The sequence below is a fragment of the Pseudomonas sp. BF-RE-21 genome (assembly GCF_019947305.1).
GTDB classification, from domain to species: Bacteria; Pseudomonadota; Gammaproteobacteria; order Pseudomonadales; family Pseudomonadaceae; genus Aquipseudomonas; species Aquipseudomonas migulae.
The window spans coordinates 239,459-265,667 of record NZ_JAGYGF010000003.1; the positions used below are offsets into that span (position 1 = coordinate 239,459).

Here is a 26,209-nt window from a genome sequence, read left to right on the forward strand (position 1 = left end):
GATTCCTTGCATTCCCCGCAACACAGAATTGCCGTCAAACACATTGATCGCGTTCCAACCCGAGGTGCATGCTAGAGGGCTCGCACGGCGCTTATATCATTCCGAATGATAGTTACCTTCGCTTCATTCGATTCGTGCGATACCACCCCCGCCGAGCATCATCCGCCCATCTCAATACATTGGCGGATGCATCCATGGAACAGTCACTCAAACATTTGCGCTTCCCGTTGGCCCTGCTGGCCGTAGTGGTGATGAGCGCTTGCGGCAAGGCTCCGGAGTCTGCCGCGACCATGCCTGCGGCGAAAGTCAGCGTCGCCAAGGTGCTGGAACAACCGGTCAATGAGTGGGACGAATTCACCGGGCGCCTCGAAGCGCCGGAAACGGTAGAGATTCGTCCACGGGTCTCCGGTCAGATCGATGACGTTGCCTTCACCGAAGGCGCGCTGGTCAAGAAAGGCGACTTGCTGTTCCAGATCGACCCGCGTCCCTTCCAGGCCGAGGTCCGCCGTCTCGAAGCGCTGGTCGCTCAGTCGCGCGCCAATGCGACCCGCAGCGAAAACGAAGCCCAGCGCGGTGAGCGTCTGCGTACCAGCAACGCGATTTCCGCCGAGCTGGCCGATTCGCGCACGAGTGCCTCACAAGAAGCCCGCGCTGCGGTCGGTGCCCTTCAGGCACAACTGGACCTGGCGAAACTGAACCTGAGCTTCACCCGCGTCACCGCACCGATCAGCGGCCGTGTCAGCCGTGCCGAAATCACCGCCGGCAACCTGGTGACCGCCGATACCACTGCGCTGACCAGTGTCGTATCTACCGACAAGGTCTACGCCTACTTCGACGCTGACGAGCGTGTGTTCCTCAAATACACCCAACTCGCTCGCCAGGGCAAACGTGGTGCAACCACTCCGGTTTACCTCGGCCTGTCCAACGAAGACGGCAACCCGCACCAGGGCGTGATGAACTTCGTCGACAACCAGGTCAACCCGAAAACCGGCACCATCCGTGGCCGCGCCGTGTTCGACAACAGCGACGGCGCTTACACCCCGGGCCTTTATGCGCGTCTGAAACTGGTCGGCAGCGGCACCTACTCCGCCGTGTTGATCAACGATGAAGCGGTCGGTACCGACCTCGGTAAAAAGTTCGTGCTGGTGATGGATGCGGATAACAAAACCGCCTACCGCGCGGTCGAGCTGGGTCCGAAAATCGAAGGGCTGCGCATCGTGCGCAACGGCCTGAACAAGGACGACACGATTATCGTCAAGGGCCTGCAACGGGTACGTCCCGGTTCGCCAGTCACCCCTGAAGTGATCCCGATGGCCAGCGAACAAACCCTCGCGGCACTCGCACAACAACGACAAGCGCTGGAAGCCAGCAACCTGCCCCAAGTCGCACCTGCCAAGGTCGCGCCGGGTTCGGTTGTGAAACTGGCTGCTGCAACCCCACGCGGTTAAGGGATAACGACTCCGATGAATTTTTCCCAATTCTTCATTTCACGGCCGATCTTTGCAGCGGTGCTGTCGCTGCTGATCCTGATCGCCGGTGCCATCTCGCTGTTCCAGTTGCCGATCAGCGAATACCCGGAAGTCGTGCCACCGACCGTTGTGGTCCGTGCCAACTTCCCGGGTGCCAACCCAAAAGTCATCGGTGAAACCGTGGCCGCTCCTCTGGAGCAAGCCATCACCGGCGTCGAGAACATGCTGTACATGTCCTCGCAGTCCACCGCTGACGGCAAGATCACCCTGACCATCACCTTCGCGCTGGGCACCGACCTGGACAACGCACAGGTGCAGGTGCAGAACCGCGTGACCCGGACCGAGCCAAAACTTCCAGAAGAAGTGACGCGCATCGGTATCACCGTGGACAAGGCGTCGCCCGACCTGACGATGGTCGTGCACTTGACCTCGCCGGACAAACGCTACGACATGCTCTACCTGTCCAACTACGCGTTGCTCAATATCAAGGATGAGCTGGCGCGTCTGGGCGGTGTCGGTGATGTGCAGCTGTTTGGTATGGGCGACTACTCGTTGCGGGTATGGCTCGATCCGAACAAGACCGCTTCGCGCAATCTGACCGCGACCGATGTCGTAACCGCGATCCGCGAACAAAACCGTCAAGTCGCTGCCGGTGCATTGGGTGCCCCGCCTGCGCCGAATGCCACCGCGTTCCAGCTGTCGGTCAACACTCAGGGTCGTCTGGTTTCCGAAGAAGAGTTCGAGAACATCATCATTCGCTCCGGCGACAACGGTGAAATCACCCGACTGAAAGACATCGCGCGCGTCGAGCTGGGTTCCAGCCAATACGCCCTGCGTTCCTTGCTGAACAACCAGCCGGCGGTGGCGATCCCGATCTTCCAGCGTCCTGGTTCCAACGCGATCGAAATCTCCAACGAAGTGCGCGACAAGATGGCGGAGCTGAAGAAGAGCTTCCCGGAAGGCATGGACTTCAGCATCGTTTATGACCCGACGATCTTCGTGCGCGGCTCCATCGAAGCGGTGGTTCACACCCTCTTCGAAGCACTGATCCTTGTGGTTTTGGTCGTGATCCTGTTCCTGCAAACCTGGCGTGCCTCGATCATTCCGTTGGTGGCGGTGCCGGTTTCGCTGATCGGTACGTTTGCGGTGATGCACTTGTTCGGCTTCTCGCTGAACGCCTTGTCGCTGTTCGGCCTGGTATTGGCCATCGGTATCGTGGTGGACGACGCCATCGTGGTGGTGGAGAACGTGGAAAGGCACATCGAGCTGGGAGAAACGCCCGTAGAAGCCACCAAGAAAGCCATGCGAGAGGTGACCGGGCCGATCATCGCGACGGCGCTGGTGCTGTGTGCGGTATTTATCCCGGCGGCGTTCATTTCCGGACTCACCGGCCAGTTCTACAAACAGTTTGCCCTGACCATTGCCATCTCGACCGTGATCTCGGCGTTCAACTCGCTGACACTGTCCCCTGCCCTGGCCGCCGTGCTGCTCAAGAGCCACAGTGCGCCGAAAGATCGCTTTACCAAAGTGCTTGATAAACTATTGGGCGGCTGGCTGTTCCGTCCGTTCAACCGGTTCTTCGAACGCGCCAGCCATGGTTATGTCGGCACCGTAGCCCGGGTTATCCGCAGCAGCGGTATTGCCCTGCTGTTGTACGCAGGCCTGATGGTGCTGACCTTCTTCGGTTTCGCCCACACCCCGACCGGTTTCGTACCCGGCCAGGACAAGCAATACCTGGTGGCTTTCGCGCAATTGCCGGACGCTTCCAGCCTGGACCGTACCGAAGACGTGATCAAACGCATGTCCGACCTGGCCCTGAAACAGCCTGGCGTGGAAAGTGCGGTAGCGTTCCCGGGCCTGTCCATCAACGGTTTCACCAACAGCCCTAACGCCGGCATCGTGTTCGTGACCCTGAAGCCGTTCGACGAGCGTAAAGACCCGAGCATGTCCGCCGGTGCGATTGCCGGTGCATTGAACGGCCAGTTCGCCGGGATTCAGGAAGCCTACATGGCGATCTTCCCGCCGCCGCCGGTACAAGGCCTTGGCACCATCGGTGGTTTCCGCCTGCAGATCGAAGACCGGGGCAACCTGGGCTATGACGAGCTGTACAAAGAAACCATGAACATCATCACCAAGAGCCACGGTGTGCCGGAACTGGCAGGCCTGTTCACCAGCTACACGGTGAACGTGCCGCAAGTCGATGCCGCCATCGACCGGGAAAAAGCCAAGACTCACGGCGTGGCCGTCAGCGACATCTTCGACACCCTGCAGATCTACCTGGGTTCGCTGTATGCCAACGACTTCAACCGCTTCGGCCGTACCTATCAGGTCAACGTCCAGGCCGAGCAGCAGTTCCGCCTCGAACCGGACCAGATCGGTCAGCTGAAAGTGCGTAACAACAAAGGCGAGATGATCCCGCTGGCGACCTTCATCAAGGTCAGCGACACCTCGGGCCCGGACCGCGTCATGCACTACAACGGCTTTATCACCGCTGAAATCAACGGTGCGGCAGCCCCAGGCTACAGCTCCGGCCAGGCCGAAAAAGCCATCGAGAAACTGCTCAAGGAAGAACTTCCGAACGGCATGACCTACGAATGGACCGACCTGACTTACCAGCAGATTCTGTCCGGCAACACCGCACTGTTCGTGTTCCCGCTCTGCGTATTGCTGGCGTTCCTGGTACTCGCGGCGCAGTACGAAAGCTGGAGCCTGCCATTGGCGGTGATCCTGATCGTACCGATGACCCTGCTGTCGGCCATCACCGGTGTGATTGCTTCAGGAGGCGACAACAACATCTTCACCCAGATCGGCTTGATCGTACTGGTGGGACTTGCCTGTAAGAACGCGATTCTGATCGTCGAGTTCGCCAAGGACAAACAGGAAGAAGGCATGAACCCGCTGGCTGCGGTGCTTGAAGCCTGCCGCCTGCGTCTGCGGCCGATCCTGATGACCTCCTTCGCGTTCATCATGGGTGTGGTGCCACTGGTGTTCTCCAGCGGTGCCGGTGCCGAGATGCGTCACGCCATGGGTGTGGCGGTGTTCTCCGGGATGCTCGGGGTGACTTTCTTCGGCCTGTTGCTGACGCCAGTGTTCTACGTGTTGATCCGTAATTTCGTGGAACGCGGCGAGCAGCGCAAAGCGGCCAAAGCCCTGAAACTGGAGGCGCAACAATGAGCCTGAAAGCCTTCCTGCCGAGCCTGCTGGTACTGGCCCTGAGCGCCTGTGCCGTCGGCCCGGACTACAAGACCCCGGCCACTGAACCGGCCAACATCACCACCGCCACCGATGGCGCTGCGGGTCAGAAAAACTTCGACCGCTCACGTTTCGAAGGCATCTGGTGGCAGCAGTTTGAAGACCCGACCCTCAACCAGTTGGTGACGCAATCGCTGCAAGGCAACCGTGACTTGCGCGTCGCCTTCGCTCGCTGGAAGGCGGCCCGGGCGATCCGCGATGACGTCAGCAATGACGCCATGCCGACCATCACCAGCCGCGTCAGCAGTGATCTGGGCAAAGGCCAGATTCCGGGCGAGACCACCAAACGGGTCAATAGCGAACGCTATGACCTGGGTCTGGACATGGCCTGGGAACTGGACCTGTTTGGTCGCATCCAGCGCAACCTGGAATCCAGCGACGCCGAACAGCAAGCGGCCGAAGCGGATCTGTACCAACTGCAAGTCACCATGATTGCCGAACTGGTGGACGCCTACGGTCAGCTGCGCGGTGCGCAACTGCGGGAAAAAATCGCCCTGGCCAACCTGAACAACCAGCAGGAGTCGCGCAAGATCACCGAAAGCCTGCGCGATGCCGGCGTCGGCGATCAGCTCGATGTGGTCCGCGCCGACGCACGCCTGGCGTCTGTCGAAGCCAGCGTGCCGCAATTGCAGGCCGAACAGGTTCGGCAGAAAAACCGTATCGCCACCTTGTTGGGTGAACGTCCGGACAAACTGACCGTCGACTTGAGCCCGAAAGACTTGCCGGCGATTGCCAAGGCACTGCCGATCGGTAATCCGGGAGAACTGCTGCAACGTCGTCCGGACGTTCTCAGCGCCGAGCGCAAACTGGCTTCGGCCACGGCGCGTATTGGCGTGGCCAAGGCGGATCTGTTCCCGCGGGTCAGCCTCAGCGGCTTCCTCGGCTGGACCGCCGGACGTGGTTCGCAGATCGGATCCTCGGCGGCCAACGCCTGGGCGCTGGGCCCAAGTATCACTTGGGCGGCGTTTGACCTGGGCAGTGTTCGAGCCCGTATCCGCGGCGCCGACGCGGATGCCGAAGGCGCCTTGGCGACCTACGAGCAACAAGTGCTGCTGGCGCTGGAAGAATCGGAAAACGCCTTCAGTGATTACGGCAAACGCCAGCAACGCCTGATTTCGCTGATTCGTCAGAGTGAATCAAGCCGCGCGGCAGCCGACCTGGCTGAAATTCGCTACCGCGAAGGCACGGCGGACTTCCTTGTCCTGCTCGATGCCCAACGCGAACGTCTGGCGGCGGAAGACACTCAGGCCCAGGCCGAAGTCGATCTGTATCGCGGCATCGTCGCGATCTACAAGGCCCTGGGTGGCGGTTGGCAACCAGAGACGGTCGCCAGCAAGTAACACGTTATAGAGCTCTTTTGGCTGGTCGCAACCAACCACTTTTTTAGCCCTGCGCCTCATTCGGTCGCGGGGCTTTTTTTGGGGGGTCTTAAGGATTACTTCATTTTCAGCCTCAACACAGTCCATTGTAGGAGCCGGCTTGCTGGCGATGGTCTCAAGTGCGCCGCAGTGAAACAATCCGTACGCATTATCGTTAACGACCATCGCCAGCAAGCCGGCTCCTACGGGGGATCAGGGGTGGTTTTGGGAAGTGCGGGTTTCCTGCACGGTCACGGTGGCCGTTGTCCCCGCCCGCAGTTTGTCCTTGCCGGCATAGTCGGCGTCGATTTTTATCCGCACCGGCACCCGTTGCGCCAGTTTGACCCAGGTGTAACTGGGGTTGATGTTGGCCAGCAGGCGCCCACCGGGCAGGTTCTCGCGGTCGGCGATGGCGAAGGCAATGCTTTCCACCGTGCCGCCGAAGGTTTCGCCGCTCATCAATTCGATCCTGACCCGATCACCCTCCCCGATTCTCGGCAGCTTGGTTTCTTCGAAATAACCGCTGACATAAAACGAATCGCTGTCCACCAACGCCAACAATGCGCCCCCGGCCGCGGCATAGTCGCCCTGTCGGGTCAGCAGGTTGGTGACGTAGCCGCTGACGGGCGCTTCGACCCGGGTACGCTGCAGATCCAGTTCCGCCTGGGTCAAGGCCGCGACAGCCAATTGCACATTGGCCTGCGCCAGCCCCAGGTTGGCCTGGTTACGCAGCAACTCGGCCTGTGCTACCGCCACCTCTGTGCTGGACTTTTCCCATTCTTCGCCCGAAATCGCGAAGCGTTGCTTGAGTGTTCGCCGCCGGCGCTCTTCACTCTGACGCTGGCGCAGCAGCGCTTCGCTGGCGACAATCGTTGCTTCGGATTGGCCGAGAGTGGCCTTCGAAACCTCCACCGAACGCTTGGCATGCTCCACTGCGAGGACGTAGCGAGCCGGGTCGATCTCCAGCAGTAACTGGCCCTTGTCGACATGCTGATTGTCCTGAACCCTCAACGTGACAATGCGCCCCGAGACATCGGCGGACAAGGTCACCACATCAGCCCGCACCCGTGCATCGCGAGTCCAGGGGGCGCGGGTGTAATGCTCCCAGGCGAACCAGCCGAGCACAAAGGCCAGCAGCACCACCGCCACTGTTGTGAGCCGGGCAAGGATCTTCTTCAAGGCATCAGGCTCCCATCACCAGAATCAGCGTCGCGCAAACGCAGGCGTACAACGCACCTTCAAACAAGGCTTCGTGCCAGACGAACCGCAATACACCGAGGCGGCGCAAGGTCCAGTCCAGTAGCAGGAAAATCGGCAAGGCCAGCAACAGCGCCTGCGCGATCGGCGGCAAATAGACGCCGCCTACTTCCAGGTCAATGGGCAAGGATGGGGTCTCCTTCCTGTTCGGCGGGTTGAAACCAGGCGCGATATCGCTCCAGAAACGACACCACAATCAGCAGCGCCACGCGCATCCTGAAGACCGACCACAGGTGTTCATGAACGTCCAGATGCAAGTCGTCCATTTCATCACCCAGGACATGCAGGTTCTCCAGCAACCGTTCAAGGTCGATCCCGGCGCGCCCGGCAATCAATCGCCCTGTCTCGCGGACCGCCGCCAGCAAACGGTTCAATTGATCGGTACTGAGCAACGTGTTGTCTCGCGCCTGTTGCCTGAGCTGATTCAACGCCACGCCCAGTGCCATGCACCCGAGGCTGACTTCAAACAGGTCTCTGGAATGCTTGTCACTGATCGCCGGCAACAACCCCAACATCATGGTCAAGCGGTCGACCATGCGGCTTTCAAACGCAAATTGTTGCTCGTCGGTGGCCGGGGTCTTCAGCAAAGCGTAGACCTGCTGGCAGTTCTCATTGAACAGCCGACGCATCCGCAAGACGGGTCGGAACGGGAAGATCAAGGCATAGACACTGAGTGCAAGTGCGGTGGCACTGATGTAGGCGCCGGCAAACTCGAACCACTGAATCGCGGTGTTTTGCCCGACGCCGACGTTTTGCGGGCCCAGCAACAGCATCGTCGTCAATCCGAGGCCGATGCCGGTGCCCGTGGTTGGCGGGCTCGACAGCCCCACCGCGACGGCATACAGCAACGGAGCGAGCAGCAAGGCCAGCAGCTCGAAGCTATTGATCATCGGAATCAGCAAGAACAGGTAGAGCGCCGACACCACCAACGACAGACCCAACCCCCTGGCAAAGCTTTGGCTGGCCAGTAATGGCCGAGGGAAAGTCGCCATCAGCGAACAGAGAATCCCCACCACAATCATCCCGCCCCGAGCCCCGTCCCAACCGGTCTCGATCCAGATGAACCCGGCCACCACCAATGCAGTAAAGGCGCGGATTGCGTTCATTGCCGCCAGCGTATAGTCCAGATGCAACGGATTTTCCTGGCCGCGGAATACGCTACTGGCCGCCCGCTCTTCCTGGATTGCGTCGCTCAGCTCCAGCATCTGTCCCAGTTGCTCCAACATCCGGGCCTGTTCCCAGCGCAGTGCCCAGGCCAGGGAGCGCAACGTGGCAGGCATTGTTTCGGTGAGTTGTTCGGCCTTATAAGCCTGATCATCGAAACGCTGTTGCAGCGCCGCGAAATGGTGCCGCGCCTCGCTCGACAGCGAGCGCCCTTGCAGGGCCAGTTGATCGAGGAAGGCCAGCTCTTCGGCGCGTAAACGCTGGATTTCCTCGGGTAATGCCCCTTGCCAACGCTCGGTCAGCAGTTCTCGCTGGTGACGCAGCGCAGTCAGGCGCGAGGTCAGTAATACGAGCTGATTGCCCAGTAACTGCACGAGACCATTGGCGCTGCGTAACCGTGGCGCGTCGAAATACAAATGCCTGCGCACGCCTTCAAGCGCGCTGATTTCCCCCAACAGTTGCATCTGCCGGCGGTGAAAGTCAGCCTCGCTTTCTTCGGTGCGAATGACCGCAGCGGCATGGGTTGCCAGCAGCTTGATGACTTGATCGATTTTGGCGAAATAGTCCCGGGCCACGGTTTCCGGGCGCGCGGTGAGCAGGCTGACCACACACACGCAGGCCACCGCCAACAAGGTTTCGGTGACGCGGGTCACGGCCAACAGGAACGTGCCGTCCTGATCAGGTACTGCCAACAGTGCCACGACCACGGCCGTGTAGCCGCTCAAGACAAATGCCTGGGAACTGGTGTAGCGCAACAAGGTGCCGCCGGCGGTACACAACGCCAGCCACAAGGCCAGGGTCACGATGAAAGGCAACGGCGCCTGGGGAAAAATGGCCATGATCACCACCGCGACGACGGCCCCGAGTGTGGTGCCGATGACCTGACCGAAACTGCGGGCCAGGGCCATTCCGCCCAATGGCTGACTGACGATGACCACCGCCATGATCGACCACTTGGGTTGGTCGAGGTCGAACAGGAACGCCAGGTACAGCGTCAACAGCCCGGCCGCAATGGTTCTCAAGGCGAACAACACCACCCCTGGGCCAGGGTTGAGTATTGCCTGGAAGTATTGAAGCAGCGGTTGCATGGGAGCGCTCATCGAGTCATCTCCAGCAAGCGTAGTCACTGCTTCGGCGGCTCGACAGGGTTTCAGTGTCGACAGCACTTGTAGGAAAAATACTGACTATTCGCCGCGCAATGGCCTCAGGGTTTGACTCACAGCCCGGCCTGACCGAAGCTGGCAACCTTGCAAAAGCTTGCCTGCTACCGGATTCCTGCATGCCCCAGTCCCGCCGTTACCTGATCATCAGCCTCTGTGTCCTGTTTGCCATCGGCCTTGCGTGGCTGTTGCTGCGCAGCACAACGCCCGTGGTGCCGGAGGCGATCAAGCGCGGTTTCAGCGAAGCCCTGGCCCAGGCGCGGGCCGGGCAACCGGGCGCAGCGCGGGTTTTGTACCAGCAATTGGGGCGCCCTGACATTTCGCCCAAACGCCGCGTCTGGCTGCATGCCGAACTGCCCAATTATCCCAGCCCGCTCGCCCTGAAACTGGCAGACGCAGACCTGCAACACCCAGCGGCCGAGGTGCGCATCGCTGCGATCAAAAGCATCAGCGGTTTAGTCCCCAGCGGGCAGCGCAGTCTGCTGTTGGGTCCGTTGCTCGATGACAGTGAACAAAGCGTGCGGTTTGCCGCCGTGAACGCATTGCTTGGGCTCTCGCCGGACGACCTTGGCTTGTACTTTGGGCCGTTGCAGCAGGCGATCGACGCGTGGGAGCAAGTGCTCACGAGTGCGCCCGACAGCGCGGACAACCAGTACCAACTGGCCCGGCTGCACCTGCACAACGGCGAATTCAAGGCGGCGCAACAGGCGCTCGAGAACACTTTGCGCCTGGCGCCTGACAATCTTCCGGCACTGGTGATGCAGATCGAGGTGCTGGACAAACAGGGCCAAGGCGAAGCCGCCCGATTGCTATTGGCCAAACAATTGAAGGCTCAACCCGAGTCCGCCTACCTGCAACATGCCCTGGGGCTCTGGTTGCTGCATCACGGACAGAGTGAGTTCGCCCTGCTCGGCCTGTCCAAAGCCGTGGAGCTGGAACCGGACAACAAGGATTACCGCTATGACCTCGCCACCACGCTACACGGCGAACAAGAGCTGGAAGCGGCGCAGAAACAGTTGCAGGAAATCGTCCAGCGCCATCCGGCCGACCGCAAGGCACGGGTGTTGTTGATCAACTACTGGAAAGAAAGCGGGCAACTGCAAAACGTGCAAATTCTGTTGGCGCAACTCGAACAGCTCAATCCGGACGATCCGGCCCTGCAGCAAGGGCTTTAAATCATCGCTGATCTTGCGGTCGCCATCGCCAGCAAGCTGGCTCCTACAGGATCGGGGCAACACGACGCAGCATTGTAGGAGCGAGGCTCGCCCGCGAAGAACGATAACGCGCAGTGTCAGAACTTACGCCATCGCCAGCAAGCCGGCTCCTACAGGTCTGGGGCAACCTGTCGAGCCATGCTCAGGACAGCATGTCCTGCATTATTTCCTGCAACACATCCAGATCAAACGGCTTACCCAGAATCGGCGCCGTGCGCGTGATCGGACTGTCGGTCTCGCGGATTTCCTGCGGGTAGCCGCTGATGAAAATCACCTTGAGCTCCGGTCGCAGTTTCACGGCGGGTTCGGCGATCTGCACGCCGGAGATCCCGCCCGGCAGTCGGAAGTCGGTGATCATCATGTCCAGATGCGGCTTGCTCGCCAGAATCTCGAAGGCCTGCTCGCCGTTTTCGGCCTGCAATACCCGGTAACCCTCACCCGACAGGTAGGCCGACAGCACCATCAGGATCGAAGGGTCATCCTCGACGATCAGTACGACATCTTGTGCATCTTCACTCATGGGTAGCCTTTGTTCGGTCAATAGCTGCTGATACGACCGTGAGGTCGATCAGAGGTTGCGTTTAAATGGCTGTTTTCCTACAGCGGCAGACAAACGCGAAACAGGGCGCCTTCGCCAATCCGGCTCTCGACGGTAATGGTACCGCCATGGGCGGTCACAATCTGTTCTGAAATAAACAACCCCAGGCCCAGCCCGGCGACGGCGTGTTTGGCCGAAACCCGTTCGAACTGCTGGAAAATACGCTTCTGGTTTTCTTCACCAATGCCGATCCCCTGATCGCGTACGTCCACCCGCGCCTGACCGCTCTCACTGTACACCTTCACGGTGATCGGGCTCTTCGCGCCGTATCGCAAGGCGTTGGTCAGCAGGTTGGAAATCACCTGTTCTATACGAAATTCGTCCCAATTGCCCTCCACAGGATGCTCGGCGTCCAGGGTGACCGAGGATTCGGCGGCATCGATCTGCGGGGCGAAATTTTGTAACAAGTTGCGCACCAGCGCCGACAGATCGAAACGTGTCGGTCGGATCGACAGCTTGCCAGTGCGAATGCGCGACACATCGAGCATGTCTTCGATCAGGCGAATCAGGCTTTTGATCTGCCGCTCGTCGCGGTCGACCATCGCGTGCATCTTTTCCAGGGTGAACGCTGCGGCGTTGTCACGCGCCAGGTGCATCTTGCGCAGCTGGGTTTCGAGGATCAGGCCGTTGAGCGGCGTACGCACTTCGTGGGCGACGATGGACATGAAGTCATCGCGCATGCGCACCGCCTGCTCCAGTTCCTGCTGGGTGCTCTGCAACTGTTTAAGCAGCGCTTCCTGCTCGCGGCGACTCTGCTCCAGCGCTTCGACCTGCTGCTTCATGGCCTTGCTCTGGCGGAACAGATCGACGAACACATTGACCTTGCTCTTGACCGCGTGGATATCCAGCGGCTTGTGCAGGAAGTCCACGGCGCCGCTTTCGTAGCCCTTGAACGCATAGTTCAGCTCGCGACCGGCGGCGCTGACAAACACAATCGGGATGTTCTTGGTTTTTTCCGTGCCGCGCATCAACTCGGCCAGTTCGAAGCCGTTCATGCCAGGCATCTGCACGTCGAGAATGGCCATGGCGAATTCGTGTTGCAGCAGCAGCGACAAGGCTTCGTCGGCGGACAAGGCTTTGTAGACGATGCGGTCTTCGCGTTTGATCAGCGCTTCGAGCGCCAACAGGTTCTCCGGCAGATCGTCGACAATCAGCAGTTTGGCTTGGATGTTACTTAGCATGCTATTCGTTCCAGCTCGACAAGCAGACGGCCGATGTCGTTGATAGGGAGAACATGGTCTGGCTGGTGAACATCCAGCGCCGCCAGGGGCATGGTCGCGACTTGGGCTTCTTTCGGATCCTGGACGATGGTCAGACCGCCACGCTGTTTGACCTCGGCCAGGCCGCTGGCGCCATCGCGGTTGGCGCCGGTCAACAGCACGGCGGCCAGGGCGGGACCGTAGGCATCCGCCGCCGACGAGAACAGAAAGTCGATGGCGGGCCGCGAATAATGCACGCGGTCTTCCAGGCTCAGGGAAAAGCTGCGGTCCTGCTCCACCGACAAGTGATAGCCCGGCGTGGCGAAATACAGCGTGCCCGCTTCAATCAGCGTCTTGTCATGCGCCTCGACAACGCGCATGGCGACTCTTCGGGAAAACACGTCGGCGAGATGGCTGCGACGCTCGTCCGGCAGGTGCAGCACCACGATGATCGGCAGCACGAAGCCTTCGCGCAGAGGGCTGAGGATGCTCAGCAACGCCTCCACGCCACCGGCCGAAGCCCCGATCACGATAGCCTCCACAGAAGGCAATTTCGCTGCACTGTTCATGATTTACGGTAAATCCGTTCTTGTTTGACCAACGGCTCGAACTGGTTGCCGAAGGCCGAAAAATCCGGGGTTTCCTTGCTGCCCAGCACCAGAAAACCGCGATGACAAAGGGATTCGTGGAACAACCCGAACGCCCTGTCCTGAAGTTTTTTATTGAAATAAATCAAAACATTACGGCACGAAATTAACTGAGTTTCTGAAAAGACACTATCGGTCGCCAGGCTGTGGTCGGCGAAGGTCACGTTCTCACACAAACTCTTGTCGAAAATCGCGTAGCCATACGCCGCCGTGTAGTAGTCGGCGAATGAACGCTGGCCACCTGCCTGCTGGTAGTTATGAGTGTAGGCCCGGACATTCTCCATGGAGAAAATCCCCTGCTTGGCCTTGTCCAGCGAGCGCGGATTGATGTCGGTGGCATAGATGATGGTGCGATCGAGCAAACCTTCCTCGCGCAGCAGAATCGCCATCGAGTACACCTCTTCTCCGGTGCTGCAACCGGCGATCCAGATCTTGATCGAGGGGTAGGTCTTGAGCAGCGGCACCACTTCCTGGCGAATGGCGAGGAAGTGCGAAGGGTCGCGGAACATCTCGCTGACCGGGATCGTCAGCAATTGCAGCAACTGCATGAACGCGGTTGGATCGTGCAGCACCTTTTCCTGCAGCGCCGAAATGGTCGCGCACTCGAACTGGCTCAACGCATGCTGGACGCGGCGTTTGATCGACGCGCCGGAATAATCACGAAAGTCGTAGCTGTATTTGAGGTAGATCGCCTCGATCAACAACCGCAATTCGATTTCGCTACTTCGCTCCACTGAATAATTGCGTTCCACTAAATGCGTTCCATCTTCGGTAACCACACGCGAATCAGCGAGAACAGGCGATCCAGGTCGATGGGCTTGGCCAGGTAATCGTTGGAGCCGGCCTGCAGGCAGCGCTCCTGATCGTCCTTCATGGCCTTGGCCGTCACCGCAATGATCGGCAGCTTGCGCCAGCGCGGGTCCTGACGAATCAGGCTCGTCGCCTCGAAACCGTCCATCTCCGGCATCATCACATCCATCAACACCAGATCGATGTCCTCCACTTCATTCAGTCTTTCAATCGCCTCACGACCGTTCCGGCCAATGACCACGATTGCGCCCTTTTGCTCCAGCGCGCTGGTGAGGGCGAAGATGTTGCGCACATCGTCGTCCACCAACAGCACTTTGCGACCCTCGAAGACTTTGTCGCGGCTGCGCGCGGTCTTGAGCATCGTTTGCCGTTCATGGGACAACCGCGATTCGACTTTGTGCAAAAAGAGTGTGACCTCATCCAGCAGACGCTCCGGCGAGCGCGCACCCTTGATGATGATCGAGCGCGAATACTTGCGTAGTTCGGTCTCTTCATCGCGAGTGAGGTTGCGCCCGGTGTAGACGATCACCGGCGGGAACGAACAGATGTCCTCGGTGGACATGCGCTTGAGCAGATCATTGCCCAACATGTCTGGCAGTTTCAGGTCGATGATCATGCAGTCGAAAACGGTGGTGCGCAGCAGGTCCAGTGCATCCTGCGCGAGGCCGACCGCAGTGATCTCGATGTCATCGTCGCCGATCAACCGGGCAATGCTGTCGCGCTGCAAGTCGTCGTCTTCCACCAACAGCACGCGTTTGACCTTCTGGGTCAGCTTCGCTTCGAGGCGGGCAAACACGTCCTTGAGCTCTTCACGGGTGGTCGGCTTGACCGCGTAACCAATGGCGCCCATGTGCATCGCGGCTTCGACCCGGTCTTCGACCGAGATGACGTGCACCGGGATGTGTCGGGTTTCCGCGTGTTCCTTCAGGCGCTGCAACACGGTCAGGCCAGAGTGGTCCGGCAGGCGCATGTCCAGCAGGATGGCGTCGGGAATGTATTCCTTCGCCAGGTCATAACCTTCGTCGGCGCCGTGGGCCACCAGGCACTGATAACCCAATTCGTGGGCCAGATCGTAGAGGATGTGCGCGAAGTTTGACTCATCTTCCACCACCAGAATGCAGCGAGTGGTGAAAGGTGCCTTGCCTCGATCGTCGTCGAAACGCGGGATATCGACTTCGGCGATCAGCGGCACCAGGGCAGGTGCCGGTGCTCTCGGCGTCAGCGCAACCGGTGAGGCCTGCATCGGCTCGACCGGCGTCTCGCCCGGTTCAACGTATTGCTGCGGCAAGACCAGGGTGAACACACTGCCCTGCCCCGGTTCGCTGGTGACGCTGATGGAACCGCCGAGCAATGCCGCCAGATCACGGGAAATCGACAGGCCCAGCCCGGTGCCGCCGTAACGGCGATTGGTGGTGCCGTCGGCCTGGCGGAACGCTTCGAAAATGCTTTCCTGCTGCTCTTGTGCGATACCGATCCCGGAATCGCGGACGATAAAGGCAATGCCGTCGCCGGGCTGGCTGGCGACGGTCAGGCTGACCGTGCCTTTCTCGGTGAATTTCACCGCGTTGGACAGCAGATTCTTCACCACCTGCTCCAGACGCTGGCGGTCGGTGAAAATCATCATCGGTGCGCCGGGCTGCACATCGACCTGGAAATCCAGCTGCTTGTCCGTCGCCAGTGGCTGGAACATCCCGCGCAAACCGTCCACCAGGCGGGCGACGCTGGTGTTTTCCGGACGCATATCCAGCTTGCCGGCCTCGACCTTGGAGATGTCGAGAATGTCGTTGATCAAGTTCAGCAAATCATTGCCGGCCGAATAGATCGACTCGGCGAATTTGACCTGTTCGGCGCTGAGGTTTTCCTGCGGGTTTTCCGCCAGTAACTTGGCCAGGATCAACGAACTGTTCAGCGGCGTGCGCAATTCGTGGGACATATTGGCGAGGAATTCGGACTTGTACTTGCTAGAGCGCTGCAACTCTTCTGCGCGCTCTTCGAGCTGGGCCTGGGCCTGATTGAGTTCGGTGTTCTTCAGGTCCATGGCATCGCGTTGCTCGGCCAGAGTCTGGGCCTGTTCGGCAAGCTGTTCGTTGGTCTGCTCCAGTTCGACCTGCTGGGTTTCCAGGTGCGCCTGGGATTCCTTGAGAACCCTTGATTGCTCTTCAAGCTCTTCGTTGGCGGTCTTGAGTTCTTCTTGCTGAACTTGCAGTTCTTCGTTGAGTTGCTGGGTTTCGGCCAGCACTTCCTGCAAGCGTTGACGATAGCGCGCGGCCTCGATGGAAGTGCCGATGTTGCCGGCAATCAGTTCGAGCAGTTCGATGTCGCGGTCGTTCAACGGGCGCAGGAAGCCGAGTTCGATGACCCCGTTGACCCGATCGTCATCGCTGGTCGGCACCACCAGCACGCTGTGCGGCAAGCCTTCACCAAGGCCGGAACTGACCTTGAAATAGTTGCTTGGCACGTTGTCGAGGCGTATCAGCTTCGCCTGTTGCGCCACTTGCCCGACAATCCCTTCGTCGCTGTAAATCTGTTGTTCAAGGGCTTCCTGCTCACGGGAAAAACCGTAAGAGGCAATGCGCTTGAGGCCGCCATGTTCTTCACGTACATAAATAGCCGCCACCGCCGTGCCGAGGTATTGCGCGCAAAACTGCAGAATGTTGCGCCCCAGCAGATTGAGCGACAGTTGCCCCAACACTTGCTCGGCCAGCTCGGTCTGGCCGTTGCGCAGCCAGGCTTGCTGTTCCAGACGATGGGCACTGGCCTGTTGCGCGGCCAGGTTGGCGCTGTAGCTCTGCGAAAGGTTGAGCAGATCCCGACGGCCAATGTAGGCGAGCAACCCGCTGATGCCGACAATGAACAGCAGATAAAGGCTGATGCTCCAGATCGTGCTGCGGCGCACTTCTTCGTTACGCGTGGCGCGTAACTGCTGCTCCATGTCGATCACGTCTTCGAATTGCTTGCGGATTTCATCAGTCAGGCGTTTGCCGCGCCCGGCCTTGATGGCGCTGCGGTAGTCACCGCCCGCATGCTGCAAGTCGATCATGTTCTGCGCGTAAGTCGCCCATTCATCCTGCAGGGCCTGGAGCCGTTGCAGGCGGTCGGTTTGCACCGGGTTGTCCGCCGTCAGTTCGAGCAAGGTCTTGACCGCTACCGCGACTCTCGGCTTGGCGGTTTCGTAGGGTTCAAGAAATCTCTCGTCGCCACTGAGCAGGAAACCGCGCATGCCGGTCTCCAGATCGACGGTCAGCTTGACCGCTTCATTGGCGTTATTGATCACCCGGTCGGTGTGCTGGACCCACTGGATCACCGACAGCAGATAGGTGATCAGCGAGACAAAGAACACCGCACTGAGCACACCGACACCCAACGGCAGGCTGACGTTGCGGCTCAGGAGTTTACGAAATCGTTGCTCGTCAACCGAAGACGCAGTGGTCATGGGAGGGCCTTGTCGAACTGTTGGAATCCAGGGAGTCTGCCTCAAATCTGCCGCATTGATCCAATTTTCTGACGTGATTGTGCGCTAAATCCTACATTCAACTGCCCCAGCGCAAAGGAGCGGTTATCCTTGTCCGCCCTGGTACGGCTATTCTTTTTCCAGTGGGGTCGGGAACTTGTCGGGGTCCGTTACTTACTCATGCTAGAGCCCGGCGTTTTTGATCGGCCGGTCACTGCGAATTCAACTGTTGAGAACCCCCATTATGTCCGCTGAAACATCCATCATCCTGGTCGTTGAAGACGACGACATTGTGCGCATGCTGATCGTCGATGTGCTGGAGGAGCTGGAATTCAAGGTTCTGGAGGCGAACGGATGCGAGCAGGCGCTGGAATTTCTCAATGATGAAGATCAATACATCGATCTGATGATGACCGACGTCGGTTTGCCGGTCATGGATGGCCGCGAACTGGCCACGCAGGCGCGCATGGTACGCCCGGAACTGCCCGTCCTGTTTGCCAGCGGCTACGCAGAAAATATTGAGGTGCCCGCCGGAATGCATGTGATCGGCAAACCGTTTTCCATTGATCAATTGCGCGACAAGGTCAAAGGCATTCTCGCTATTACCTAGCCTTCGTTGAGCGGGCTGAGGAATCGTCCTCGGCTGTGGTTTAATTGCGCCCCGCTTTTATTCCCCTGCCCGCTTCAAGGAATCTCCCTGCATGAGTCTGCCCCGCGCCACCAAAGTCCTGGTTATCGGCTACGTCTGGCCCGAGCCACGCTCTTCCGCGGCGGGTGGGTATGTGATGCAACTGCTCGGGACGTTTCTGCAACAAGGCTGGGACGTGACCTTCAGCAGCCCCGCCGGTGCTGGCGAACATCAGGAAGACCTGACGGCGCTGGGCATTCGTGAAGTGCCGATCGAACTGAACAACAGCAGTTTCGATGTGTTTGTCCGCGAACTGGCGCCGGACATCGTGCTGTTCGAGCAATTCATGATGGAAGAACAGTTCGGCTGGCGTGTCGAGAAGCACTGCCCTGATGCCTTGCGCGTGCTCGGAACGCAGGATTTGCAAAGCCTGCGCCATGCCCGGCATCAACGGCTCAAGGACCGGTTGAAGGCCAGCGACGACGACAATGACTTCAGCGGGCTTTTCGCACCGGCCTTGCGTGAAGAGTTCGAACTGATGGCCGACACCGACCTGGCGAAACGGGAAATCGCTGCGTTGTATCGCTGCGACTTGAACCTGATGATTTCCGAAACGGAAATCGAGTTGCTGGTCGAGCAGTTCAAGGTGCCACGCAGCCTGCTGCACTGGTGCCCGTTGATGGTCGATCCACCGAGCGCGCCGCTGGCGGGTTTTGAGGAGCGCGCGGACTTCCTCAGTATTGGCAACTTCCGTCACGCGCCCAACTGGGATGCGGTGCTCTGGATGAAAACCACCATTTGGCCACTGATTCGCGAGCAATTGCCCACCGCTCGTTTGCTCATCTACGGAGCCTACACGCCACCCAAGGCGACCGCGCTGCACAATGCGGCGCAAGGTTTCCATGTAATGAACTGGGCAGAAGACGCGTTGCAAGTGATGTCGGCCGCTCGCGTGTGCCTGGCGCCGTTGCGTTTCGGTGCGGGCATCAAGGGCAAAATCGTCGATGCGATGATTTGCGGTACACCGAATGTCACCACGCCGATCGGTGCCGAAGCGATGTATGGCCAAGGCCCCTGGCCGGGCGCCGTGACCCGCACGGCACGCGAGTTTGCCGATAGCGCGGTGCAACTCTATAAAGACCAGGCCCAATGGTCGAACGCCCAGGCAGTTGGCCTGGAACTGCTGGCCGAACGTTATCAGCTGCACACCCACGGCCCGGCACTGATTGCAAAACTAGAGTATTGCCAACAGCACTTGCGGACACTAAGACGGGACAACTTTACCGGCAGCATGTTGCGCCACCATCAACATAAAAGCACTCAATACATGGCGCAATGGATTGAAGCGAAAAACCGAACTAAAGATGACACTTGATCGTTAGAATCGTCTTCTCTGACGATTAACCTACTGTGCAAGGACGCACAATGAATAACGATCTAACAGCAACTAAGCCTAATTTCCTCTACAACAACCAATCATTTACAACCCATCGCTGGATGACCCAGCTTCCGGCCATTGATTCACTCTCGCTTGCGGAACTTGTTTTACCTGGCGCGCATAATGCCGGCGTGGACAAAAAGGCCTCGTATGCGGCGCCGGGCATCAGTCACTGGGCCGCCTGCCAGACCCATACGTTCTACTATCAATTGACCCAAGGCGCCCGCGCGCTCGATGTCAGGCTGGAGTATGTAATCGGCAGCAATGGCGTCGGAACCTTCTGGTGCCAGCACAACGGTTTTCGCTCCTCCCGCTCCCTGGAAGACCTGATCACGAGCGTGATCCGGTTTCTGCAGGAAAACCCCGATGAGTTCATCGTGCTGGATTTTCATCAGTTGAATGCAGGCAACCAGGCCTTTGACCATCGGGAGTTCAACCGCCTGCTGATGACTCATTTGGGTGACCGGATAATTCCCTACAGGAATGCGGACCTGACACTCGGTCAATTGAAACGGGCCAGTCATGCCCGGCGCGTGCTGGTTGCCGCCGAATATCACCCGAGCTTCGATGCCACCTTGTTTTGCCGGTACATTCCGCACGAATGGAGCGGAATCGGGACGACCAGCATCAGTGAGCTGAACGCGCATATCACGCAGGTCATGCGATACCCGCCAACCAGCGACATGCCATGGTCACTCTCCGCCACCAGTTACCATGCCGTGGGCGGTCCGGTGAACATCGGCGAGCAGCTTGATCAATGGTTTGACCCGGCCGTCAGCGAGTGGATTCTAAGGTGCAGCATTATCAACGCGGACTTTTTTGAAACATCGAATCTGGTCAGCCATTGCCGGGTGGCCAATCAGATCAAAGCCAACGCCTGACACTATTAATTTGTGCAGATGTTTCCGTCACTGGCAATGCTGGAACGCACCTCTATGCTTGAAATTACATATATCCACTTCATCCCACGGATGGGCTGAAGCCACTATCAGGAATGACAATGACCCAATCTTTACAAGGTACGTTCGACAAAAAGAAATGGATGAGTAATGTGCTCGACGTCGACCGCCTGAAGTTGACCGACTTGATCTGGCCAGGCACTCACAACAGCGGCATGGACAAAAAAGCCCCTAACTATGATGTTGTCATTGGTAACTGGACCACGTGCCAAAACGACTCATTTGCGTGGCAACTGGCCAATGGTGCACGGGCATTTGATATCCGACTTGGTTACACCGAGGGGCGCGATCAATCGATCTTCTACTTTCATCACAATGGCTTTCAGTCTCATCGTGTCCTTGATGAGCTGATCGACGCGACAACCGCGTTCCTTGATCAAAACCCGGACGAGTTCATCGTCTTCGACTTCCACCAAATGGGCGACGGTACCAAGCGTTTTGACCACAAGAAACTCAATGACCTGCTGGTGAGTCGACTCGGGCACCGAGTCATACCGTCCTACGACGCGTCGAAAACGGTGGGTCAACTCAAACGCATGAGCACCCGCCGCAGGCTGGTGCTGGCAGCGCACGTTGTGCGGGGGCTGGACGATGATTACTTCTGGCCGCGCATCCCGCACAAATGGAGCGGCGAAACCTTCACCGACACGGCGGAACTGGAACGCCACATAGCCAACGAGCTGCAAGACGCACCGTTCGAGAGCTTTCTCTGGTCGTTATCGGCCACCAGCTATGGCTTTCTGGGCGGGCCTCAGGACATCAAGAACCAGATCAACGCCTGGTTCAACCCGACCCGGGACTGGGTGACGCGATGCAGCATTGTCAGCACCGACTTCTTCGATGAGTCAGACATCGTGCGTTACTGCTGGAGCGCGTCGAGCATGAAGGCGGTTTATGGCAGCGCCCTGCATCCGTAACCGGGCGCATGACGTCGGTCGACATGCCCCAGGCTGGCAATGCCGGCCGGTAAAGAGGCATGATCAGGGCGCAATAACAATAAAAGCGCCCTGATATGACCCGGACTGCCAGAGTCACCGATCCTTCCTACGAACTGATGGACGACCATAACGGGTTGTCGATCATCTATCGCCAGCACGGTTTCCCCTGCCCCTTGGTGCGCTGGCATTTTCACAAGGAATACGAACTGCACCTGATCGTCGCCAGCTCCGGCAAGGTGTTCATTGGCGACTACATCGGCAACTTCTATCCGGAAACTCTCTTCCTCACCGGCCCCAACCTGCCCCACAACTGGATCAGCCAGGTCGCCGAGGACGAAGTGGTGCCCAAGCGGGACATGCTGGTCAACTTCACCGACGAGCTGTTCGAGAGCGGCCACCAGGTGTTTGCCGAACTCAAGACACTGGCGCCCTTGCTGGAGCGCGCGCAGTACGGCATCGAATTTCGCTGCAAACACACCATCCGCCAGGCGATGACCTTGATGCAGCGAATCGCCGACACCAAAGGCATGACCCGCCTCGGGCACTTTTTCATTTTGCTGGAGCTGCTCGCAGCCACCGACGACTACCAACTGCTGTCCGGTGCCACAACGCCGCAACTGGCGGATGAACACAATATCGATCGCACCAACCGCGCGGTGGATTACATCTTTGCCCACTACGCCCGTGAACTGCCGCTGGAGGAAGTCGCCGAGCACCTGGGCATGAAGCCGACCTATTTCAGTCGCGTGTTCAAGCAAGCCACCGGGCGCTGCTTCATCGAGTTCGTCAACCGGCTGCGCATCAGCAAATCCTGTGAACTGCTGGCCGACGGCGACAAGCCGGTGACCGATGTGTGTTTCGAGTCGGGCTTCAACAATATCTCCAACTTCAATCGGCGTTTTCAGCAGTTGAAAGGCATGACGCCATCGCACTATCGGCGGTTGGCGGTGCAGCGGTTGACTGAGCAGAATCTGGGTTAATCCATTCGGGTCATGCGTTGATCTTTAAATCGAATCGCCGGCAAGCCGGCTCCTACAGGTCGTGCGCAATCCTTGTAGGAGCCGGCTTGCCGGCGATGGGGCCGGTAAAACCTGTACAAATTCGATGACCGATCACCGCTGAAAAGCCTGTCCCTGCCCCCCCTACCCCAAACAGCAGTGCAAAATAGTATCAATTCAAGTGCGATGGATGATTTGTCTCATCCTCAATTGAAGGCTGTAATCAGCGCACATTCTTCCTGCCCCGGAAGACACAAAAACAATAACTGTCCTTCTGTCCCCCTCCGGGTGCAGAAAAGGAGTGCACGATGCAACCTTCTGTAAAAGCTCTGCTAGCCCTCACCTGCATGACCCTCAGCAGCGTCAGCCTCGGCGCTCAGACCCTGACCATCGCCACCGTCAACAACAGCGACATGATCCGCATGCAAAAGCTCTCGAAAACCTTCGAAGCCGAGCACCCGGACATCAAGCTCAATTGGGTGGTGCTCGAAGAAAACGTCCTGCGTCAGCGCCTGACCACCGACATCGCCACTCAGGGCGGGCAGTTCGACGTGCTGACCATCGGCATGTACGAAGCTGCACTCTGGGGCGCCAAGGGCTGGCTGGAACCGATGAAGGATTTGCCGGCCACTTATGACCTCGACGACGTGTTCCCTTCGGTGCGTGAAGGCCTGTCAGTCAAGGGTTCGCTGTATGCCTTGCCGTTCTACGCCGAAAGCTCCATCACCTATTACCGCACCGACCTGTTCAAGGACGCCGGGCTGACCATGCCGGAACATCCGACCTGGGAACAGATCGGCGAATTCGCCAGCAAACTCACCAACAAGGATAAAGAGCAGTACGGCATCTGCCTGCGCGGCAAGGCCGGCTGGGGCGAGAACATGGCGTTGATCACCACCGTCGCCAATGCTTATGGCGCGCGCTGGTTCGATGAGAAGTGGCAACCGGAATTCACCGGCCCCGAGTGGAAAAACGCCCTGAATTTCTACGTCGACACCATGAAGAAGTCAGGCCCGCCAGGCGCGTCGAGCAACGGTTTCAACGAAAACCTGGCGCTGTTCAACAGCGGCAAATGCGCGATCTGGGTCGATGCCAGCGTCGCCGGCTCGTTCGTCACCGACAAAACCCAGAGCAAGGTCAGCGAGCACGTCGGCTTCACCTACGCGCCGCACCAGACCACCGACAAAGGCTCGGCCTGGCTCTATTCCTGGGCGCTGGCGATTCCGACCAGCTCCAAAGCCAAGGACGCGGCGAAGACCTTCAGTGCCTGGGCAACCTCCAAGGAATACGGCGCACTGGTCGCGGAAAAGGACGGCATTGCCAACGTACCGCCAGGCACGCGTGCCTCGACTTACAGCGAGGCGTACATGAGCGCCGCGCCATTTGCCAAGGTCACACTTGAGTCGCTGAAAACGGCGGACCCAAGCAAGCCGACGCTCAAGCCTGTGCCCTACATCGGCATTCAGCTGGTGACCATCCCCGAGTTCCAGGGCATTGGCACTCAGGTAGGCAAATCGTTCTCGGCGGCACTGATCGGTCAGACCACGGTCGACCAGGCCCTGACCGCCGCCCAGCAAACCACAGAGCGTGAGATGAAGCGCGCGGGTTACCCCAAGTAACCCCGCAAAGCCCCCTGTAGGAGCGAGGCTTGCCCGCGAAAGCGTCGGTACATCCGACAAATATCTTTCGCCAGAACCATCGCTTTCGCGGGCAAGTCGGATCGCCGCACCGCTCGCTCCTACAGTTGATCTTCATTTGTCTGTTCTTAACGGTTTAACGCCATGAATATTTCAACTGCCAAAGCTCACATGGACATTCCCCAGCCGGTGCGTAAAAGCCGGTTGGCCAACCCCGGCTGGTTTCTGGTCAGCCCCTCGGTGGCCTTGCTGCTGCTGTGGATGATCGTGCCGCTGGGCATGACTGTTTACTTCTCGATGATCCGCTACAACCTGCTCAACCCGGGCGAGAACGAGTTCGTGGGGCTTGAGAACTTCACCTACTTCCTGACGGACTCCGGGTTCATGCCCGGCGCCACCAACACGTTGTTGCTGGTCGGCAGCGTATTGCTGATCAGCGTGGTGCTCGGGGTGTTGATCAGTGCGCTGCTGGAGGCCAGTGATTTTCTCGGTCGCGGCGTCGTGCGGGTGATGTTGATCTCGCCGTTTTTCATCATGCCCACCGTCGGTGCGTTGATCTGGAAGAACCTGATTTTCCACCCTGTGTCGGGGATTCTCGCCTACGTCTGGAAACTGTTCGGCGCGCAACCGGTGGACTGGCTGGCGCACTACCCGCTGCTGTCGATCATCATCATTGTGTCCTGGCAATGGCTGCCCTTCGCGATCCTGATCCTGATGACCGCCATGCAGTCCCTAGACCAGGAGCAGAAAGAAGCCGCGCGCCTCGACGGTGCCGGGCCGATTGCGATCTTCTGGCACCTGACCCTGCCGCACCTGGCACGACCGATTGCCGTCGTGGTGATGATCGAAACGATCTTCCTGCTCTCGGTGTTCGCCGAAATTTTCACCACCACCAACGGCGGCCCCGGCTACGCCTCGACCAACCTCGCCTACCTGATCTACAACCAGGCGCTGGTGCAGTTCGACGTCGGCATGGCGTCCGCCGGCGGTTTGATTGCGGTGGTGATCGCCAACATCGCGGCCATCGTGCTGGTGCGCATGATCGGCAAAAACCTGACAGACAAAGCCTGAGGCCCGCGCCATGACCCTTCAACAATCCCGTCGTCTGCAAAGTGTGCTGCTCGGCACGCTGGCCTGGGCCATCGCGATCCTGATCTTCTTCCCGATTTTCTGGATGGTGCTGACCAGTTTCAAAACCGAAATCGACGCGTTCGCCACGCCGCCGCAATTCATCTTCACACCGACGCTGGAGAACTACCTGCACATCAACGAGCGCAGCGATTACTTCAGTTTTGCCTGGAACTCGGTGGTGATTTCCTTCAGCGCCACGGCGTTGTGCCTGCTGATCGCGGTGCCGGCGGCCTACTCGATGGCGTTCTACGAAACCCAGCGCACCAAAGGCACGCTGCTGTGGATGCTCTCGACCAAGATGCTGCCACCAGTGGGCGTGCTGATGCCGATCTACCTGCTGGCCAAGAGCTTTGGCCTGCTCGACACACGCATCGCGCTGATCGTGATCTACACGCTGATCAACCTGCCCATCGTGGTCTGGATGATTTACACCTACTTCAAGGACATCCCCAAAGACATCCTCGAAGCCGCGCGTCTGGACGGCGCCACGCTGTGGCAGGAAATGGTTCGCGTGTTGCTGCCGATCGCCAAGGGCGGCCTGGCTTCCACAGTGTTGCTGTCGCTGATCCTGTGCTGGAACGAAGCCTTCTGGTCGCTGAACCTGACCTCGTCGAAAGCCGCGCCACTGACCGCGCTGATCGCTTCGTACTCAAGCCCCGAGGGGTTGTTCTGGGCCAAGTTGTCGGCGGTGTCGACCCTGGCCTGCGCGCCGATCCTGATCTTCGGCTGGATCAGCCAGAAACAACTGGTCCGCGGCCTGTCGTTTGGCGCGGTGAAATGAAACGACGCCTGATACGAATTTCCGGCCTGACACGATCCCCTGTAGGAGCCAGCTTGCTGGCGATGACGGCCTCAAGAGCGATGCAAAATTTCAGGGCCTCATCGCCGGCAAGCCGGCTCC

20 protein-coding genes are annotated in these 26,209 nt (G+C 59.1%); 12 read left to right on the forward strand and 8 right to left on the reverse strand.

Features of this window, described 5'->3' with window-relative positions; all coding sequences use genetic code 11:
- The first annotated feature begins 194 nt into the window (after positions 1-194).
- The 3 genes from mexE to KGB25_RS04200 are packed head-to-tail and all read left to right on the forward strand — an operon-like array spanning position 195 to position 6,061.
- Entirely contained in the window at positions 195-1,448 is a 1,254-nt protein-coding gene (mexE, locus tag KGB25_RS04190) for a multidrug efflux RND transporter periplasmic adaptor subunit MexE (protein ID WP_223434332.1), read from the forward strand.
- Between the two features lie 15 nt (positions 1,449-1,463).
- Positions 1,464-4,643: an efflux RND transporter permease subunit gene (locus tag KGB25_RS04195; protein WP_008044286.1), complete on the forward strand. Its 3,180-nt coding sequence runs from the start codon at positions 1,464-1,466 to the stop codon at positions 4,641-4,643.
- The gene (locus KGB25_RS04200; protein WP_207284355.1) at positions 4,640-6,061 is read left to right on the forward strand and encodes an efflux transporter outer membrane subunit; all 1,422 of its coding nucleotides are present in this window, start codon (positions 4,640-4,642) and stop codon (positions 6,059-6,061) included. Before KGB25_RS04195 ends, KGB25_RS04200 begins: the two co-directional genes overlap by 4 nt.
- A gap of 231 nt (positions 6,062-6,292) precedes the next feature.
- On the opposite strand, the gene KGB25_RS04205 is transcribed toward KGB25_RS04200, so the two are convergent.
- The 3 genes from KGB25_RS04205 to KGB25_RS04215 are packed head-to-tail and all read right to left on the reverse strand — an operon-like array spanning position 6,293 to position 9,600.
- Positions 6,293-7,258 carry an HlyD family secretion protein gene (locus KGB25_RS04205; RefSeq protein ID WP_223434333.1) on the reverse strand — a complete coding sequence of 322 codons (966 nt, stop codon included), beginning with the start codon at positions 7,256-7,258 and terminating at the stop codon, positions 6,293-6,295.
- A gap of 4 nt (positions 7,259-7,262) precedes the next feature.
- Positions 7,263-7,463, reverse strand: a complete 201-nt coding sequence (locus tag KGB25_RS04210) for a DUF1656 domain-containing protein (RefSeq protein WP_008026537.1) — start codon at positions 7,461-7,463, stop codon at positions 7,263-7,265.
- Positions 7,453-9,600 carry an FUSC family protein gene (locus KGB25_RS04215; RefSeq protein ID WP_223434334.1) on the reverse strand — a complete coding sequence of 716 codons (2,148 nt, stop codon included), beginning with the start codon at positions 9,598-9,600 and terminating at the stop codon, positions 7,453-7,455. Before KGB25_RS04215 ends, KGB25_RS04210 begins: the two co-directional genes overlap by 11 nt.
- Before the next feature lie 179 nt (positions 9,601-9,779).
- On the opposite strand from KGB25_RS04215, the gene KGB25_RS04220 reads away from it, so the two are divergent.
- On the forward strand, positions 9,780-10,835 hold the full coding sequence (locus KGB25_RS04220; RefSeq protein WP_223434335.1) for a tetratricopeptide repeat protein: 1,056 nt from the start codon (positions 9,780-9,782) through the stop codon (positions 10,833-10,835).
- A 181-nt stretch (positions 10,836-11,016) separates the two neighbouring features.
- Here KGB25_RS04220 and KGB25_RS04225 read toward each other — a convergent pair whose 3' ends face one another.
- From KGB25_RS04225 to KGB25_RS04245, 5 genes are all read right to left on the reverse strand, one after another.
- Positions 11,017-11,394, reverse strand: coding sequence for a response regulator (locus tag KGB25_RS04225; RefSeq protein ID WP_008026542.1), 378 nt, complete (start codon positions 11,392-11,394; stop codon positions 11,017-11,019).
- A 77-nt stretch (positions 11,395-11,471) separates the two neighbouring features.
- The gene (locus tag KGB25_RS04230; protein WP_192227134.1) at positions 11,472-12,653 is read right to left on the reverse strand and encodes a hybrid sensor histidine kinase/response regulator; all 1,182 of its coding nucleotides are present in this window, start codon (positions 12,651-12,653) and stop codon (positions 11,472-11,474) included.
- Entirely contained in the window at positions 12,647-13,240 is a 594-nt protein-coding gene (locus KGB25_RS04235; protein WP_008026546.1) for a chemotaxis protein CheB, read from the reverse strand. Before KGB25_RS04235 ends, KGB25_RS04230 begins: the two co-directional genes overlap by 7 nt.
- On the reverse strand, positions 13,237-14,070 hold the full coding sequence (locus tag KGB25_RS04240; RefSeq protein WP_008044275.1) for a CheR family methyltransferase: 834 nt from the start codon (positions 14,068-14,070) through the stop codon (positions 13,237-13,239). The genes KGB25_RS04235 and KGB25_RS04240 overlap by 4 nt, the downstream gene beginning before the upstream one ends.
- Entirely contained in the window at positions 14,070-17,561 is a 3,492-nt protein-coding gene (locus KGB25_RS04245) for a response regulator (RefSeq protein ID WP_223434336.1), read from the reverse strand. The genes KGB25_RS04240 and KGB25_RS04245 overlap by 1 nt, the downstream gene beginning before the upstream one ends.
- A 262-nt stretch (positions 17,562-17,823) precedes the next feature.
- On the opposite strand from KGB25_RS04245, the gene KGB25_RS04250 reads away from it, so the two are divergent.
- From KGB25_RS04250 to KGB25_RS04285, 8 genes are all read left to right on the forward strand, one after another.
- Entirely contained in the window at positions 17,824-18,189 is a 366-nt protein-coding gene (locus tag KGB25_RS04250; protein WP_008044272.1) for a response regulator, read from the forward strand.
- A gap of 91 nt (positions 18,190-18,280) precedes the next feature.
- Entirely contained in the window at positions 18,281-19,582 is a 1,302-nt protein-coding gene (locus tag KGB25_RS04255) for a glycosyltransferase (RefSeq protein WP_008044271.1), read from the forward strand.
- 50 nt (positions 19,583-19,632) lie between these two features.
- Positions 19,633-20,526, forward strand: coding sequence for a phospholipase (locus tag KGB25_RS04260; protein ID WP_223434337.1), 894 nt, complete (start codon positions 19,633-19,635; stop codon positions 20,524-20,526).
- Positions 20,527-20,645: 119 nt separating this feature from the next.
- The gene (locus tag KGB25_RS04265) at positions 20,646-21,521 is read left to right on the forward strand and encodes a phospholipase (protein ID WP_223434338.1); all 876 of its coding nucleotides are present in this window, start codon (positions 20,646-20,648) and stop codon (positions 21,519-21,521) included.
- Between the two features lie 95 nt (positions 21,522-21,616).
- On the forward strand, positions 21,617-22,522 hold the full coding sequence (locus tag KGB25_RS04270; protein ID WP_008026553.1) for an AraC family transcriptional regulator: 906 nt from the start codon (positions 21,617-21,619) through the stop codon (positions 22,520-22,522).
- 326 nt (positions 22,523-22,848) lie between these two features.
- Entirely contained in the window at positions 22,849-24,159 is a 1,311-nt protein-coding gene (locus KGB25_RS04275) for an ABC transporter substrate-binding protein (protein ID WP_008044262.1), read from the forward strand.
- Between the two features lie 162 nt (positions 24,160-24,321).
- Positions 24,322-25,248, forward strand: coding sequence for a carbohydrate ABC transporter permease (locus KGB25_RS04280; RefSeq protein WP_032828623.1), 927 nt, complete (start codon positions 24,322-24,324; stop codon positions 25,246-25,248).
- A 10-nt stretch (positions 25,249-25,258) separates the two neighbouring features.
- On the forward strand, positions 25,259-26,089 hold the full coding sequence (locus KGB25_RS04285) for a carbohydrate ABC transporter permease (protein WP_008026557.1): 831 nt from the start codon (positions 25,259-25,261) through the stop codon (positions 26,087-26,089).
- The last annotated feature ends 120 nt before the right edge of the window (positions 26,090-26,209 follow it).